Source organism: Enterobacter nematophilus, from assembly GCF_026344075.1.
Lineage (GTDB): Bacteria > Pseudomonadota > Gammaproteobacteria > Enterobacterales > Enterobacteriaceae > Enterobacter > Enterobacter nematophilus.
In genome coordinates this window covers 925,765-940,325 of record NZ_JAPKNE010000001.1, presented here as the reverse complement: position 1 = coordinate 940,325, position 14,561 = coordinate 925,765, and the positions used below count along the sequence as shown (strand labels likewise).

13 protein-coding genes are annotated in these 14,561 nt (G+C 55.3%); 7 read left to right on the top strand and 6 right to left on the bottom strand.

The window, feature by feature from the left end; all coding sequences use genetic code 11:
* Nucleotides 1-4 precede the first annotated feature (4 nt).
* The 4 genes from pqiA (at nucleotide 5) to rmf (ending at nucleotide 3,890) form a co-directional block, all read left to right on the top strand.
* The gene (gene pqiA / locus OSH03_RS04540) at nucleotides 5-1,258 is read left to right on the top strand and encodes a membrane integrity-associated transporter subunit PqiA (protein ID WP_266178382.1); all 1,254 of its coding nucleotides are present in this window, start codon (nucleotides 5-7) and stop codon (nucleotides 1,256-1,258) included.
* 4 nt (nucleotides 1,259-1,262) lie between these two features.
* The gene (gene pqiB, locus OSH03_RS04535; protein WP_047364232.1) at nucleotides 1,263-2,903 is read left to right on the top strand and encodes an intermembrane transport protein PqiB; all 1,641 of its coding nucleotides are present in this window, start codon (nucleotides 1,263-1,265) and stop codon (nucleotides 2,901-2,903) included.
* Entirely contained in the window at nucleotides 2,900-3,466 is a 567-nt protein-coding gene (gene pqiC / locus OSH03_RS04530) for a membrane integrity-associated transporter subunit PqiC (RefSeq protein ID WP_266178381.1), read from the top strand. The genes pqiB and pqiC overlap by 4 nt, the downstream gene beginning before the upstream one ends.
* Before the next feature lie 256 nt (nucleotides 3,467-3,722).
* Nucleotides 3,723-3,890 carry a ribosome modulation factor gene (gene rmf, locus OSH03_RS04525; protein ID WP_013097261.1) on the top strand — a complete coding sequence of 56 codons (168 nt, stop codon included), beginning with the start codon at nucleotides 3,723-3,725 and terminating at the stop codon, nucleotides 3,888-3,890.
* Nucleotides 3,891-3,963: 73 nt separating this feature from the next.
* Here rmf and fabA read toward each other — a convergent pair whose 3' ends face one another.
* A complete protein-coding gene (gene fabA, locus OSH03_RS04520) occupies nucleotides 3,964-4,482 on the bottom strand; it encodes a bifunctional 3-hydroxydecanoyl-ACP dehydratase/trans-2-decenoyl-ACP isomerase (protein ID WP_000227926.1) in 519 nt (172 codons plus the stop codon).
* A 68-nt stretch (nucleotides 4,483-4,550) separates the two neighbouring features.
* Nucleotides 4,551-6,311: an AAA family ATPase gene (locus OSH03_RS04515; RefSeq protein WP_266178380.1), complete on the bottom strand. Its 1,761-nt coding sequence runs from the start codon at nucleotides 6,309-6,311 to the stop codon at nucleotides 4,551-4,553.
* A 186-nt stretch (nucleotides 6,312-6,497) separates the two neighbouring features.
* Here OSH03_RS04515 and matP point away from each other — a divergent pair, with 186 nt between their 5' ends.
* Nucleotides 6,498-6,950 (top strand): macrodomain Ter protein MatP, encoded by a 453-nt coding sequence (gene matP, locus OSH03_RS04510; protein WP_253541439.1) that lies wholly within the window; start codon nucleotides 6,498-6,500, stop codon nucleotides 6,948-6,950.
* 63 nt (nucleotides 6,951-7,013) lie between these two features.
* On the opposite strand, the gene ompA is transcribed toward matP, so the two are convergent.
* The gene (gene ompA, locus OSH03_RS04505; protein WP_266178379.1) at nucleotides 7,014-8,069 is read right to left on the bottom strand and encodes a porin OmpA; all 1,056 of its coding nucleotides are present in this window, start codon (nucleotides 8,067-8,069) and stop codon (nucleotides 7,014-7,016) included.
* Between the two features lie 354 nt (nucleotides 8,070-8,423).
* Nucleotides 8,424-8,933, bottom strand: coding sequence for an SOS-induced cell division inhibitor SulA (sulA, locus tag OSH03_RS04500; RefSeq protein ID WP_041910604.1), 510 nt, complete (start codon nucleotides 8,931-8,933; stop codon nucleotides 8,424-8,426).
* A 217-nt stretch (nucleotides 8,934-9,150) separates the two neighbouring features.
* Here sulA and OSH03_RS04495 point away from each other — a divergent pair, with 217 nt between their 5' ends.
* Nucleotides 9,151-9,777, top strand: coding sequence for a TfoX/Sxy family DNA transformation protein (locus OSH03_RS04495; protein WP_061098669.1), 627 nt, complete (start codon nucleotides 9,151-9,153; stop codon nucleotides 9,775-9,777).
* Here OSH03_RS04495 and yccS read toward each other — a convergent pair.
* Nucleotides 9,734-11,896 carry a YccS family putative transporter gene (gene yccS, locus OSH03_RS04490; RefSeq protein ID WP_045261705.1) on the bottom strand — a complete coding sequence of 721 codons (2,163 nt, stop codon included), beginning with the start codon at nucleotides 11,894-11,896 and terminating at the stop codon, nucleotides 9,734-9,736. The two genes, OSH03_RS04495 and yccS, sit on opposite strands and share 44 nt — an antisense overlap.
* 18 nt (nucleotides 11,897-11,914) lie before the next feature.
* Nucleotides 11,915-12,361 (bottom strand): YccF domain-containing protein, encoded by a 447-nt coding sequence (locus tag OSH03_RS04485; protein ID WP_041910601.1) that lies wholly within the window; start codon nucleotides 12,359-12,361, stop codon nucleotides 11,915-11,917.
* A gap of 123 nt (nucleotides 12,362-12,484) precedes the next feature.
* Between OSH03_RS04485 and helD the strand changes: the two genes are divergently transcribed.
* Nucleotides 12,485-14,539, top strand: a complete 2,055-nt coding sequence (gene helD / locus OSH03_RS04480; RefSeq protein WP_266178378.1) for a DNA helicase IV — start codon at nucleotides 12,485-12,487, stop codon at nucleotides 14,537-14,539.
* Nucleotides 14,540-14,561 lie beyond the last annotated feature (22 nt).

Sequence of the window (14,561 nt, the reverse complement as noted above, 5' to 3'; positions counted from 1 at the left end):
AAATATGTGTGACCAGCACCATGCCGACAGGCATATATTATGCTCGCAATGCGATATGCTCGTGGCGTTGCCAGAGCTTGGTCACGGACATAAAGCCCTGTGTCCACGCTGTGGCGCGACGTTGACAACCGAATGGGACGCGCCGCGGCAGCGTCCCACTGCCTACGCGCTGGCAGCCTTGTTCATGCTGCTGCTCTCCAATCTCTTCCCCTTCATCTATATGAAGGTCGGTGGGATGACAAGCCAGGTGAATCTGCTTGAAATCCCGGGCGTGATGTTCTCGGAAGATTACGCCAGCCTCGGCACCTTTTTTCTCCTGTTCGTCCAGATAGTCCCGGCGTTTTGCCTGGTCGTCATCCTGCTGCTGGTTAACCGCGTCAGGATGCCGTCATTGCTGAAAATCCGGCTTGCGCGCATCCTTTTTCAGCTCAAAAGCTGGGGGATGGCCGAGATCTTTCTGGCGGGGATACTGGTCAGTTTCGTGAAGCTGATGGCGTACGGCGACGTGGGGATAGGCAGCAGCTTTATTCCCTGGTGTCTGTATTGCGTCCTGCAGCTGCGCGCTTTCCAGTGCGTGGACAGGCGCTGGGCCTGGGACGATATCGCCCCGGCCCCGACGCTTGCCCAGACGGTGAAGGTCGGCGTGCCGGGTATCCGCCAGGGGCTTCGTTCCTGCCCGTGCTGCACCGCCGTGCTGCCCGCCGATCTTGAGGTTTGTCCGCGCTGCGAAACGAAGGGCCACGTTCGCCGTAAAAACAGCCTGCAGTGGACGATGGCGCTGCTGGTCACGTCCGTCATGCTGTATCTGCCCGCCAATATTCTGCCGATTATGATCACCGATTTGCTCGGCGATAAAATGCCCTCGACGATCCTTGCCGGGGTCATACTGCTGTGGGGCGAAGGATCCTATCCTGTCGCCGGCGTGATTTTTATCGCCAGTATTATGGTGCCCACCTTAAAAATGATCGCCATTGCCTGGCTCTGCTGGGATGCAAAAGGCCACGGAAAGCGCGACAGCGAACGCATGCACCTGATTTACGAAGTGGTCGAGTTTGTTGGTCGTTGGTCAATGATCGACGTGTTTGTGATTGCCGTTCTCTCTGCGCTGGTGCGGATGGGCGGTTTGATGAGTATTTATCCCGCGATGGGGGCTTTAATGTTTGCACTGGTGGTGATTATGACCATGTTTGCGGCCATGACCTTCGACCCTCGTTTATCGTGGGATCGTGAGCCTGAATCAAGCCATGAGGAAGAGTAAGAGCATGGAAAATAAGAGTGGAGAGGCGAAAGTGCAGAAGGTCAAAAACTGGTCGCCGGTGTGGATTTTCCCCATCGTGACCGCGCTGATCGGTGCATGGATCCTGTTTTATCATTACAGCCATCAGGGACCGGAAGTGACGCTGATTACCACCAATGCCGAAGGAATTGAGGGCGGTAAAACGACCATCAAAAGCCGCAGCGTGGATGTGGGCGTGGTGGAAAGCGCAACCCTGACCGACGATTTAACCCATGTGGAGATTAAGGCGCGTCTTAATGCCGGCATGGAAAAACTGCTGCACGGCGATTCTGTTTTCTGGGTGGTTAAACCTCAGGTGGGGCGCGAGGGGATCAGCGGCTTAGGAACGCTGCTCTCAGGTGCCTACATCGAGCTGCAGCCGGGTGCAAAAGGCAGCCAGCCGGCGCAGTACCAGCTTCTGGATTCACCTCCGCTTGCCCCGCCTGATGCAAAAGGTATCCGCGTGATCCTCGACAGTAAAAAAGCGGGCCAGCTCACGGCGGGCGATCCGGTGCTGTTCCGCGGCTATCGCGTGGGTTCGGTGGAGAAAAGCACCTTCGATCCTCAGAAAAGAGCCATCAGCTATCAGCTGTTCATCAATGCGCCTAACGATCGTCTGGTCACCAGCAACGTCCGTTTCTGGAAAGACAGCGGCATCGCGGTGGATCTAACCTCGGCGGGCATGCGTGTAGAAATGGGCTCGCTGACAACGCTGTTTGGCGGTGGCGTGAGTTTTGACGTGCCGGAAGGACTGGACCTGGGGCAGCCGGTTGCGGAGAACACCGCTTTCCGCCTGTTCGACGATCAAAAAAGCATTCAGGATGCACTCTATACCGATCACATCGACTATCTGATGTTCTTTAAGGATTCGGTTCGCGGCCTGCAGCCTGGGGCGCCCGTTGAGTTCCGCGGTATTCGTCTGGGGACGGTGGGACAAGTGCCTTACTTTGTTCCTGGCCTTAAGCAGATGCTTGATGATGATTACCGTATTCCGGTGCTGATCCGCATTGAGCCTGAGCGCCTGATCAACCAGATTGGTGAGAATCAGGATATCGGCGAGCACATCACCGACCTGATGAACCGCGGTCTGCGCGGCTCGCTGAAAACCGGTAACCTGGTGACCGGCGCACTGTATGTCGATATGGACTTCTATCCAAAAGCGCCGCCGATTACCGGTATGCGTGAATTTGGTGGTTACAAGATCATCCCAACGGTAAGCAGCGGTCTGGCCCAGATCCAGCAGCGTCTTATGGAAACGCTGGATAAAATTAACAACCTGCCTCTGAACCCAATGATTGAGGCGGCGACAGGTTCGTTACATCAAAGCCAGGCGACGATGCAGCGCCTGCAGACTACGCTGGACAACATCAACAAGATCACAGCCAACCAGAGTATGCAGCAGCTGCCGCAGGATATGCAGAAAACGCTGCGCGAGCTGAACCGCAGTATGCAGGGCTTCCAGCCTGGCTCGGCGGCGTACAACAAGATGGTGGCAGATATGCAGCGTCTCGATCAGGTCTTGCGCGAACTGCAGCCGGTTCTGAAAACGCTCAACGAGAAGAGCAATGCGCTGGTGTTCGAAGCGAAAGATAAAAAGGATCCTGAGCCGAAGAGGGCGAAACAATGAAAAAATGGCTAGCGATTGCAGGAGCGATGGTACTCACGGCCTGTAGCTCCGGGAGCGAAACGAAAAGCTACTACCAGCTGCCGCTGGTGACGCAGGCGGTTACGCAAACTACCGCCTCGCAGGGCAACCGTCTGCTGTGGGTTGAGCAGGTCGCCGTGCCAGATTACCTGGCCGGCAACGGGGTGGTCTATCAGACCAGCGATGTACAGTACGTTATCGCCAACAACAACCTGTGGGCCAGCCCGCTGGATCAGCAGTTACGCAATACGCTGGTGGCGAATCTGGGTAGCCAGCTTCCGGGCTGGGTTGTTGCCTCCCAGCCTTTGGGAAGCGATCAGGATACGCTGAACGTCACGGTAACGGGCTTCCACGGTCGTTATGACGGTGCCGTTGTCATCAGCGGCGAGTGGCTGTTAAATCATCAGGGACAGCTGATTAAGCGTCCTTTCCATCTGGAGCTGAAGCAGCAGAAGGATGGCTATGATGAAATGGTGAAAATGCTGGCTCAGGGTTGGGCGCAGGAGTCAGCCAGTATCGCCAGGGAAATTTCCCGGCTACCATAAGTAAAATTCATCGTCAAAAACCGCAATCGGCCTGGTGCTGATTGCGGTTTTTTTTTCGTTTTTGCGTCAGGTTGTTACTTGTGCCGGGTCACAATTTTTGTACAAATGATCTTCCAGCTAGCTCACAAATATGACAGCCGTATGAATTTTGAACATTGACGCTGAGAGTAAATCGGGGTATTCGTTATCTGTGCCTGCGCATCTGGCGTAGACACTGTTTTCTTTCCACCAGACAAAAGAATGAGGGAAACGAGGCATGAAGAGACAGAAACGAGATCGCCTGGAACGGGCTCATCAACGTGGTTATCAGGCCGGCATCGCTGGACGTTCGAAAGAAATGTGTCCTTATCAGACGATAAATCAAAGGTCACAATGGCTTGGAGGCTGGCGAGAAGCCATCGGCGACAGGGCACTAATAGCCTGATAACGTCTCTTTAAAAAAAGAAACCTCCGCATTGCGGAGGTTTCGCCTTTCTGAACGGGGCTAAAAGCCGTTATCAGAAAGCAGAGGTATCCTGGAATAGACCCACTTTCAGGTCGTTCGCGGTATAGATCAGACGACCGTCTACCAGCACTTCGCCATCCGCCAGCCCCATAATCAGGCGACGGTTAACGATGCGCTTGAAGTGAATGCGATAGGTCACTTTCTTCGCCGTAGGCAGAACCTGACCGGTGAATTTCACTTCGCCCACGCCCAGCGCGCGGCCTTTACCTTCACCACCCAGCCAGCCCAGATAGAAGCCAACCAGCTGCCACATGGCATCCAGGCCCAGGCAGCCAGGCATTACCGGATCGCCAATGAAGTGGCAACCGAAGAACCACAGGTCCGGGTTGATATCGAGTTCTGCTTCTACGTAACCCTTATCGAAGTTGCCGCCGGTTTCGGTCATTTTCACGACACGGTCCATCATCAGCATGTTCGGGGCCGGTAACTGTGGGCCTTTCGCGCCAAACAGTTCACCGCGACCAGAGGCAAGAAGATCTTCTTTTGTATAGGATTCGCGTTTATCTACCATGTTCTCAGTAAGCCTTATTTTAGTGAAGGACGCAGGATAGCTAACACGTGTACGCTGAACAAGTCCGATCAGTTCGAACTGAACCAACCCATCCAGCGTAACGGCCATGGATAACGATGACGAGCATCCTGCTGTGTCGCCTGAGCAATGCGCTCCTGGATAGTCTGCATCAGGGTTGTCTGACCTTCGCCATCCCAAACCAGGTTTGTCAGTAAGGGTAGTGCATCCTCAATCCCTTCGATGGCCCAGATGGCGAACTGTTCTTGTTCAACCGCGTCCAGAATATCCTGGCACAGGCTGAGATGGCGTACGTTAGGCGCCGGAATAATCACACCCTGTTTGCCGTTTAAACCGCGCTGCTGGCAGACAGAGAAGAAGCCTTCAATTTTTTCGTTCAGACCGCCAACGGGCTGAGCACGACCAAACTGATCGACCGAACCGGTAATCGCGATGTTCTGGTTGATCGGCACGTCCGCCAGGGCGCTGATTAAGGCGCACAGCTCCGCCATAGAGGCGCTATCGCCATCCACTTCGCTGTAGGACTGTTCGAACGTCAGCGAGGCGGAGAAGGGGATTTGCTGCTCAAGCTGCAGCTCAGACATCAAAAACGCCTGCATGATCATCATGCCTTTGGCGTGAATATTGCCGCCCAGTTCGGCCTTGCGTTCAATATCGGTAAACTCGCCATCGCCAATATGCACAACGCAGCTGATTCGCGAGGGTTCACCGAACGCCCGCGGATGGCCAGGAAACTCGATCACCGAGAGGGCGTTGATCTGCCCAACGCGTTCGCCTTCTGTCTCGACCAGAATTTGTTCCAGCAGAATTTCATCCTGCATGCGGTCAGCAAGATAGCCTTCGCGCCACTCTCGCTGCGCCAGCATCTGCGTGAGCTGTTCGCCGGTAAACGCACCGTTACAGCTGATCGTACCCACTTCACGCAGTTGCTTGCCGATCCAGAGCGGGCAGAGCGGCAGGGTTTCCTGGTCACCGGTATAGCGAACGGCTTCGCGGATTAAACCCGGCCACGCGTCAGCGGCAGGCGCTGGCAATGCAAAACGTTCCGCCACGGCCATTACCCACTGACACCACTGCGCCATGTCGTCCGCATCGGCAATCTGAATGTTGTCTTCATATTCGCTGTAAACCGCCTGCTCGGCCAGCTCCGGCTCCATCTCCTGGAAGTCCGCCAGCGATTCGCGGTCACCCGTCAGCACGACGGTCAGCGACAGCGGCATGGACGGCACGGAGACAGGAAGAGGACGAGACTCGTCATAGCCGACCCAGTCAAAGCGCTGTTGAGTCACAACGGTTTTCAGGCGCATCCACAGCAGCGGCTGCGAGAGCAGGGTGCGCAGAGAGATGATGAGCACGCCACCGTTTGCACGATGCACCAGCCCCGGCTGCAGGGAAAGCTCACCGTTAAACTGGCGCAGACAGCCAAAGAGCTGTTCAGCCTCGACCCAATTAGCGGTAATCACCTCGCCTTTAGCAGCAAAACGACCGTCTGCCTGGTCCGCCGGTTCGAAGGTAATATTATGCCCCGCGATACGATACTGGCCGCCAAATACCGCGTTGGTGTCCGGCCGCAGCTGGCGCATGGCATCCCCAAGCAGCGTCAGATATTCCGCTTCTTCCGGGGCTTTCAGCAGCATGAAGGGCGATGTCGCCCACGGGCTTAACGTCTGTTCCAGCGCATAATGTAAGCGTGGTTGCGTATCGCTAAGGATGAATTCGTGTTCTTTTGCGAGATCGGGCTGTGCAAACAGTTCCTGATAGCTCTCGGCATCCGGAACAAGGTCACGCCATGCTAGTTTCGTAATGGTCAAAGTTGATGTTTTTTAGTCAGATGTAAAAGCGTGGAGTATACCGTAAGCGGGGGGCTCTACCCAAGCAGGATTGGGTATTTCAGCAGGCGGATTGGCTGCACTCACTCACAGGATATGATTTCTTTTCAGCAGATTGCTAAAAAACTGATATTCTGAACAGAGTTACGTGGTAACACTGAGATCGCAATGAAATATCAACAACTGGAAAATCTCGAAAGCGGCTGGAAATGGAAGTACCTGGTCAAAAAGCACCGTGAAGGGGAGCTGATCACCTGCTACATCGAAGCCAGCGCTGCGCAAGAAGCCGTGGATATTTTGCTGACCCTCGAAAATGAACCGGTACAGGTTAATGGCTGGATTGAGAAGCACATTAATCCCGCGCTGTTAAACCGGATGAAGCAAACTATCCGCGCGCGACGTAAACGGCATTTTAATGCCGAGCATCAGCATACCCGGAAAAAATCCATCGACCTTGAATTCGTGGTCTGGCAGCGTCTGGCCGGGCTGGCGCAACGGCGTGGTAAGACCCTGTCGGAAACCATCGTGCAGCTGATTGAGGATGCCGAACATAAAGAGAAGTACGCCAGCCAGATGTCGTCACTGAAAAACGACCTTCAGGCGTTGTTGGGCAAAAAATAGATTTTTGTTTTCTTCAGACAATAAAAAACCCCGCATGGCGGGGTTTTTTTATAAGACGATAACTTATGCCGCTGGCTGAGTTACAACGTCTTTAACGCCTTTAACTTCGATCTCTACGCGACGATCTGGTGCCAGGCAGTCGATCAGTGCAGCGCGAGCTTTAACGTTGTCACAGGTGTTGCCAGTAACTGGGTTAGATTCGCCCATACCACGTGGGGAGATCTTGTTAGCTGGGATACCTTTAGAGATCAGGTAATCAACAACAGACTGAGCACGTTTCTCAGACAGTTTCTGGTTGTAAGCGTCAGAACCGATGCGGTCGGTGAAGCCCAGAACCACTACAGAACCGTCTTTAGGATCCAGGTTGCTCAGCTGGGTGTACAGCTGATCCAGTGCCTGCTGACCTTCTGGTTTCAGGGTCGCTTTGTTGAAGTTGAACAGAACGTCAGACTTCAGAGTGAAGTGCTTGGTCTGTACTTCTGGAGCTGGAGCCGGCGCTGGAGCAACAACTGGTGCTGCATCTTCCTGCTGGCCGAAACGGTAGGAAACACCTACGCTCAGCATGCCGTTGTCTGGACGAACGCCAACGGTAGCACCGTCACCGATGTTGTTAACCCACTGGTATTCCAGACGGGTAGCGATGTCACGGGTCATAGCCCACTCAACGCCACCAGCGAATACTGGGGAAACGCCAGTGTCATGGTCGTCGCCAGCGAGGTTGTTGCTGGAGTCTGCACGCCATACCATGCCGCCCAGACGGGTGTACACGTCCAGATCGTCAGTTACTGGGTAACCCAGTTTAGCGGTCAGCTGAACGCCCTGAGCTTTGAAAGCGCCATTGATGGTGTCGCCTTTGTATGGCATACGACCTAACCAGTCGTAACCCATTTCAAAACCAACATACGGGTTAACCTGATAGCCACCGAACGCACCTGCACCAAGCTGGCTCTCGTGAGTAGGGCCATCGTTGTTCAGGCTGCTGTTGTACCAGCCAGTGTCGTGGAACTGAGACCAGCCCAGTTTACCACCTGCATACCAGGTATTATCTTTCGGAGCGGCCTGCGCTACGGTAGCGAAGCCAGCCAGTGCCACTGCAATCGCGATAGCTGTCTTTTTCATTTTTTGCGCCTCGTTATCATCCAAAATTCGCCATGAAGGTCTCAAGAGAGAATCACGGTTAAATCCTTCACCGGGGGGCGTGGTCAAATATAAATCTACCGATATCTTCGGCTTAGGCCGAGCACCCCTGGCGATGTAAAGTCTACAACGTAGCTGAAAACTTACAAGTGTGAAGTCTGTCAGGCATATGAAAAAAAAAGTTCCGTATACCTATTATTTAACATTTTTAGAACGAATTTTGTGCAATAAAATTAAGGAGAACCGCACCAGACAAGCCTTGCCGCAATTTTGAGGCCGGGAACTAAAACCGCATCTTGCGGTCAAAAAAAATTCCAGGAAAAATCTTAATTTCACTCAATGATACAAATTTGAGTGAATTTTTAGCCCAGAAAGTTGTCCTCTGCGATAAGAATCTGGACGAACCGGGCGCATGATAAACCCGATCGCATTCCCTTCTTCAGCCGCTTCGGTCAGACGAAAATGTTCCTCTTCCGTCAATTCTTCCGGTAACCACCCGATCACCACGCTGTAATTTCCGGTACGTAACGCGCGAATCATCGACTCGACGGTATCGCAGGGAGAAAGCTGGTTGATCTGCATCACCTTTGCCAGGGGCAGGCCTGCGGACTGCACCCATTGACGGCTCAGTTTCTGCTGTGGCGTCAGCCAGAGCTGCCAGCGCGATTGCTGACCAAGCTGCTGTAATAACGGAAGCAGCAGGAGTTGGGTCAACAGAGGCTGGTCTTCACGGTAAACCACTTCACTAATAAGCCCCGTCGAAGCACCCCCAACGGTGTTCTGCGCGACAGTGCCCGCGGTAGAGGAGAGAGAAGTTGAGCGATTTGCATAGCCTGAAGTGTACATATTCATTCCAGCCCTGTAGTTACTGTATGGATATACAGTAACCCCTGTGTGCATAAAGATCAACCTCATTTTCGGAAAGCGACTCGCAAAATTCATTCAATGTTGATGCCCTTCGAAAAATCATCTTGCTCAACGACGCTAAGTTGCCTATTTTCCTGCTAACGGATCCGCTAGTAAGAAATTTCGTTGTTACTTTATGATTTTGAAGGGAAATATCATGAAAAAGATATCTTATGAACGGATTTATAAATCCCAGGAATACCTCTCACCGCTGGGTGAAATTCATCATCGCGCGCTGTTCGGCGGCTATACCCTGGCGGTGGATGATGCGGTTTTTGCCATGGTGTCAGACGGTGAGCTCTATCTCCGCGCCTGTGAAGAAAGCGCAAAATACTGTGTGAAAAATGCCGCTTCTTTTTTGACCCTGATGAAGCGGGGCCGTCCGGTGCTCCTCAACTATTACCGGGTGGATGACGGGCTGTGGCAGGACAGGGAGCGTCTGCTTCAGCTCTCCTCTTTCGCACTCAATGCGGCAAGAAAAGAGCGTTACCAGCGCCATCAGCGCAATCGACTTAAGGACCTGCCAAACCTGACCTTTCAGCTGGAAGTACTGCTCTTTGAAGCGGGCATAACCAACGAAGAAACGCTGCGGGCGCTTGGCGCCAGGGAGTGCTGGCTAAAGATGCGGGCAAAAAATAAAGCGCTGAGTATTAAAGTGCTCTTCGCGCTGGAAGGGGCGATCGAGGGGCTGCATGAGGCGGCACTCCCGGCCGGCATTCGCCGGGAGTTGACGGAGTGGTTTAATGCGCTGCCTGAGCCACAGGAGAATCACTCCTCCAGGTAGCGATTTGCTGTTGCAGACGGCAAATTTCTGGCAGCAGGGCGATGAGCAGGCCAATCTGCTGAAGCACCAGAGGCGCTTTGCTGTCGTTCCCGGGCTCAAGATGCGCAATACGTTGGGTCAGTTCATCCAGCGCCTGCCTCACGCGCGGTTCATCGGCTGGCCGGTGATGCAAAGCATCGTCGACATAACAGACCGCGTCATCCAGCAGGTTGAGGATGCCCGGGTTGGTGAGTTTTTCACGGTGGGCGCCCAGCGTGGAAATGTAGCTGGTGAAGGTATGGTTCAGGCAGAGCAGCCGGAAAGCCGTCTCACGAATCTCGGCCGTGGCGCGAGGCTCCGTTGACATATTAGAGACGACCGAGGCCAGTTCTGCATCGCTGTTGTGCGCATCGCGGCGCGCTATCCGGTAAGCCAGGCGGTTATCGCGGCCCTGATGGTACTGCTCAAGGATGGCATCCAGGTATCGGCAGTTGGCGTTCATGGCCCTGTCTAACACGCGCGGTAGATTACGGAAACGCCAGTCCGGCCAGATAAAGCTGACGGCGGCCCAGGCGATAGCGCAGCCAATCAGGGTATCGAGCACGCGGGGCAGGGCGACCTCGAACCCTTCACCCAGCAGGTTAAAGCAGAGCAGAACCAGCAGCGTGATGAACATGGTGGCATGGGCGTACTGCACGTTGCGAAACGCGAAGAACAACACGCCGGTAATCACGATCAGGATCAGCTGTCCTTCAATGGACGGCACGAAATAGAGTACCGGAAGGCCGATCGCGACCCCGACCAGCGTGCCGATAATACGCAGCGCCAGGCGGTGTCGGGTGGCGTTATAGTTCGGCTGACAGACAAACAGGCTGGTCAGCAGGATCCAGTAGCCGTGGTGCAAACCGGTTATCTGGATAAAAGCATACCCCACGCATAAGACCAGGGACATTCGCACCGCGTGGCGAAACAGCGCCGATTCCGGCGTGAAGTTGCGGCTCAGACGTAGCCACATATCGCTCACGCTGTGCACGCTGTCATCTGCAAGCTGGTTATCCATCTCGCTGCCCGGCAGCGCCATCGCCTGCTCGGACTCAATCGTCGCCAGCTGAGCATCAATCGCCCGCAGGTTGTTGAGCAGAAAACCCAGCGCTTTGATCTGTTCCGGTGACGTTCCGCTGGCCTGCACGCGGTCGAGTGCCGCATCAAGATGGCTAAACACGCGTTCGAAGCGGGAGTCGTGCTGATAGGGCGTGCGCAGAAGAATGGAGCGCGCGAGCTGCTGGCATGCCTGAGACTGCATGGAAAGCAGGCGCTGGAAGCGGAACATGACGTCGCTGTAGCGGAACTTCTCGCGCAGGGCGGCATACTGAACGTGCGAGGAGCTGGCGCGTTCATGAATGTCCTGAGCGGCAAAATAGTAGTGTAAGGTTCTGCGCGTTCCCCGCTGGCCGCGATCCCCGCGCAGTCGGGTAAGAAGCGAGGCTTTCGTCTGGTTTAGGGTGGCGACCAGCTGGCCGTTTGCCAGCGCCAGATCGTAAAGCGGCGCCTGGCTTTCTTCTTCGATATCCGGGTCGAACAGCCGGGACTTTAGTTCAAGATAGTGGGCTAGCTGCTCATAGCTGCGAGCGAGGTTATCCTGCAAAGGGCGAACCGGGAAGATCAGATGACCGGTTAACGTCAGCAGGTTATACCAGATGGCGCCCAACAGCAGCAGCACAGGCTGCTGGTACCACTGGTCGTACAGGGAAACGCCCAGCATGGTATAGATGGCGATCAGCAAGGCACCGAAGGCGATAGTGGCGTAGCGCTGCCCCAGACCGCCCAGCAAAATAAACCCGCTGGTGGAGAGCGTCAGGCCCAGGGCAAACAGCCACGGCCAGGGGAAAAGCAACTCAACGGACGCGGAGGCGATAAAAAAACAGACCAGTGTAATGACCAGGTTCCGCAAACGCCCGGCCAGGCGATCGTCCAGATCCGCAAGCGCCCCGGCCACCACCCCCAGCGTGAGCGGGATGGTGAGCTTGACATCATTCAGCCACCACGGCAGGGCAGCCGTGCCGCAAAGAGCGATAAAAATCCTGACGTTGTAGAGCCAGGCGCTGTTCCAGGTATAACGGCGAAGCAGTGGGCTTAGCATAAACGCGGCCAGTCCTTTTTACTGAAAACGACGACGTGCGTTCGCTTCACGCGCCGCCTGGGCTACCTCGACCGGAACCACCCTGCGCCCGACGGGCCAAAGGGCGATGGCGGCGATCTTAAAGTTCGCGAGCCCGACCGGAATACCAATTATTGAGATGCACTGCGCAATACCGGCAAAAATATGCATGATGCACAGCCACCAGCCGAAGAAAATCAGCCACAGAATGTTCAGCAAAGTTCCCCCCGTATTCATCAGGGCGCTCTTGCTCTCCGGGTTCAGCTCGTTAACGTGGATAGCTTCGTTACCGTAGGGGATGAAGGACAGTTTCGTGATTTCCCAGCAGGAGCGGGTCAGGGGAAGCGTGAAAATCAGGACGATGCTCACCAGCGTGGCAAAAAGCCAGGAAAGGGTGGTGGCAAAACCGCCCAGCACAAAATTCAACACATTCAGAACGGTACGCATAAACCCTCACTTCCTTTCGATAAAATTAACGCCCAATGATTGTAACGTTTTTTTAGGCTGGAGCACCTTAAAACTGGCAGTTAAACTGTCAGGTAAATTATCTCTTCGTGGATTTGGCGGGACATGGAACTGAAAGCAACTTCATTAGGCAAACGCCTGGCGCAACACCCCTATGACAGAGTTGTTCTGCTCAACGCCGGGGTGAAAGTCTCCGGAGAACGCCACGAATACCTTATTCCGTTTAATCAGCTTCTGGCTATTCACTGCAAGCGCGGGCTGGTGTGGGGCGAGCTGGAGTTCGTTCTGCCTGACGACAAAGTCGTTCGCCTTCACGGCACCGAGTGGGCGGAAACCCAGCGTTTTCATCACCACCTGAACGCGCTCTGGCAGCAGTGGAGCCATGACATGAGCGAAATTGCCGCTCAGGTGCTGCAGCAGGTGCTGGACGATATTGCGCAAAGCAACGCGCAACAAACGTGGCTGACTCGCCAGCAGACTGCCGGATTGCAGCAAAAGATCCGGCAGGCACTCTCGGCGCTGCCGCTCTCCGTGACGCGCCTTGATGAGTTCGACAATTGTCGCGACGCCTGGCGTCAGTGTCAGGCCTGGCTGAACGATATGGATAAAAGCCGGCTGGCGCATAACCAGGCCTGGACGGACGCCATGCTCACCCAATACGCCGACTTTTTCAGTACGGTGGAAACTTCACCGCTCAACCCTGCTCAGGCGCGCGCGGTGGTCAACGGCGAGCAGTCGCTGCTGGTGCTTGCGGGGGCCGGAAGCGGTAAAACGTCGGTGCTGGTGGCGCGTGCGGGCTGGCTTCTCACGACCGGGGAGGCCGTTGCCGATCAGATCCTGCTTCTGGCTTTTGGCCGTAAGGCGGCCCAGGAGATGGACGAACGCATCCAGGAACGCCTGCACACCCGGGACATCACCGCCAGAACCTTCCATGCCCTCGCGCTGCATATCATTCAGCAGGGCAGCAAAAAAGTGCCTGCCATCAGTAAACTGGAAAACGACGCGCAGGCGCGGCAGGCGCTGTTTATCAAAACGTGGCGCCAGCAGTGCAGTGAGAAAAAAGCGCAGGCGAAAGGGTGGCGCCAGTGGCTGGAGGAGGAACTCGCCTGGGAGGTACCGGAGGGCAGCTTCTGGCAGGATGACAAACTGGCGCGTCGGCTCGGCTCGCGTCTTGACCGCTGGGTCAGCCTGATGCGGATGCACGGCGGCTCGCAGGCAGAGATGATTGAAAGCGCGCCGGAGGCGATCCGCGATCTGTTTTCAAAACGGGTCAAGCTGATGGCTCCGCTATTGAAAGCCTGGAAAACCGCGCTGAAAGAGGAAAATGCCGTTGATTTCTCGGGTCTTATCCATCAGGCGATCGTCATTCTGGAGAAGGGACGCTTTGTCAGCCCGTGGAAGCATATTCTTGTGGATGAATTCCAGGACATCTCACCCCAGCGTGCGGCACTGCTCTCGGCGCTGCGGGCGCAGAACAAACATACCTCGCTGTTTGCGGTGGGGGACGACTGGCAGGCCATCTACCGCTTCAGCGGGGCGCAGCTCTCGCTGACGACCGCCTTCCACCACTATTTTGGCGAAGGCGACCGCAGCGATCTGGACACGACATACCGCTTCAATTCACGGATTGGTGAAATCGCCAACCGCTTTATCCAGCAGAACCCGCATCAGCTGGCCAAGCCGCTAAACAGCCTGCGGGCAGGAGATAAAAAAGCGGTCACCCTGCTGGCAGATGACCAGCTGGAGCCGCTGCTGGACAAGCTCAGCGGCTATGCGAAGCCCGATGAGCGTATCCTGGTGCTGGCGCGTTATCATCATCTTAAGCCTGCTGCGCTGGAAAAAGCCGCTACCCGCTGGCCGAAACTGCAGCTTGAGTTTATGACCATTCACGCCAGCAAAGGGCAGCAGGCCGATTATGTGATTGTGGTGGGGCTGAAAGAGGGCAGCGACGGTTTTCCGGCCCCGGCCCGCGAGTCGGTCATGGAAGAGGCCCTGCTGCCGGTGCCGGAAGATTTCCCGGATGCCGAAGAACGGCGTTTGCTGTACGTGGCCATCACCCGCGCGCGGCACCGCGTGTGGCTGCTGTTCAACAAAGAGGAGCCATCCGTGTTTGTCGATATTCTGAAGAGTATTGATGTGCCGGTGGCGAGAAAACCATAACAGCGTCAGGCAAGATTTCCAG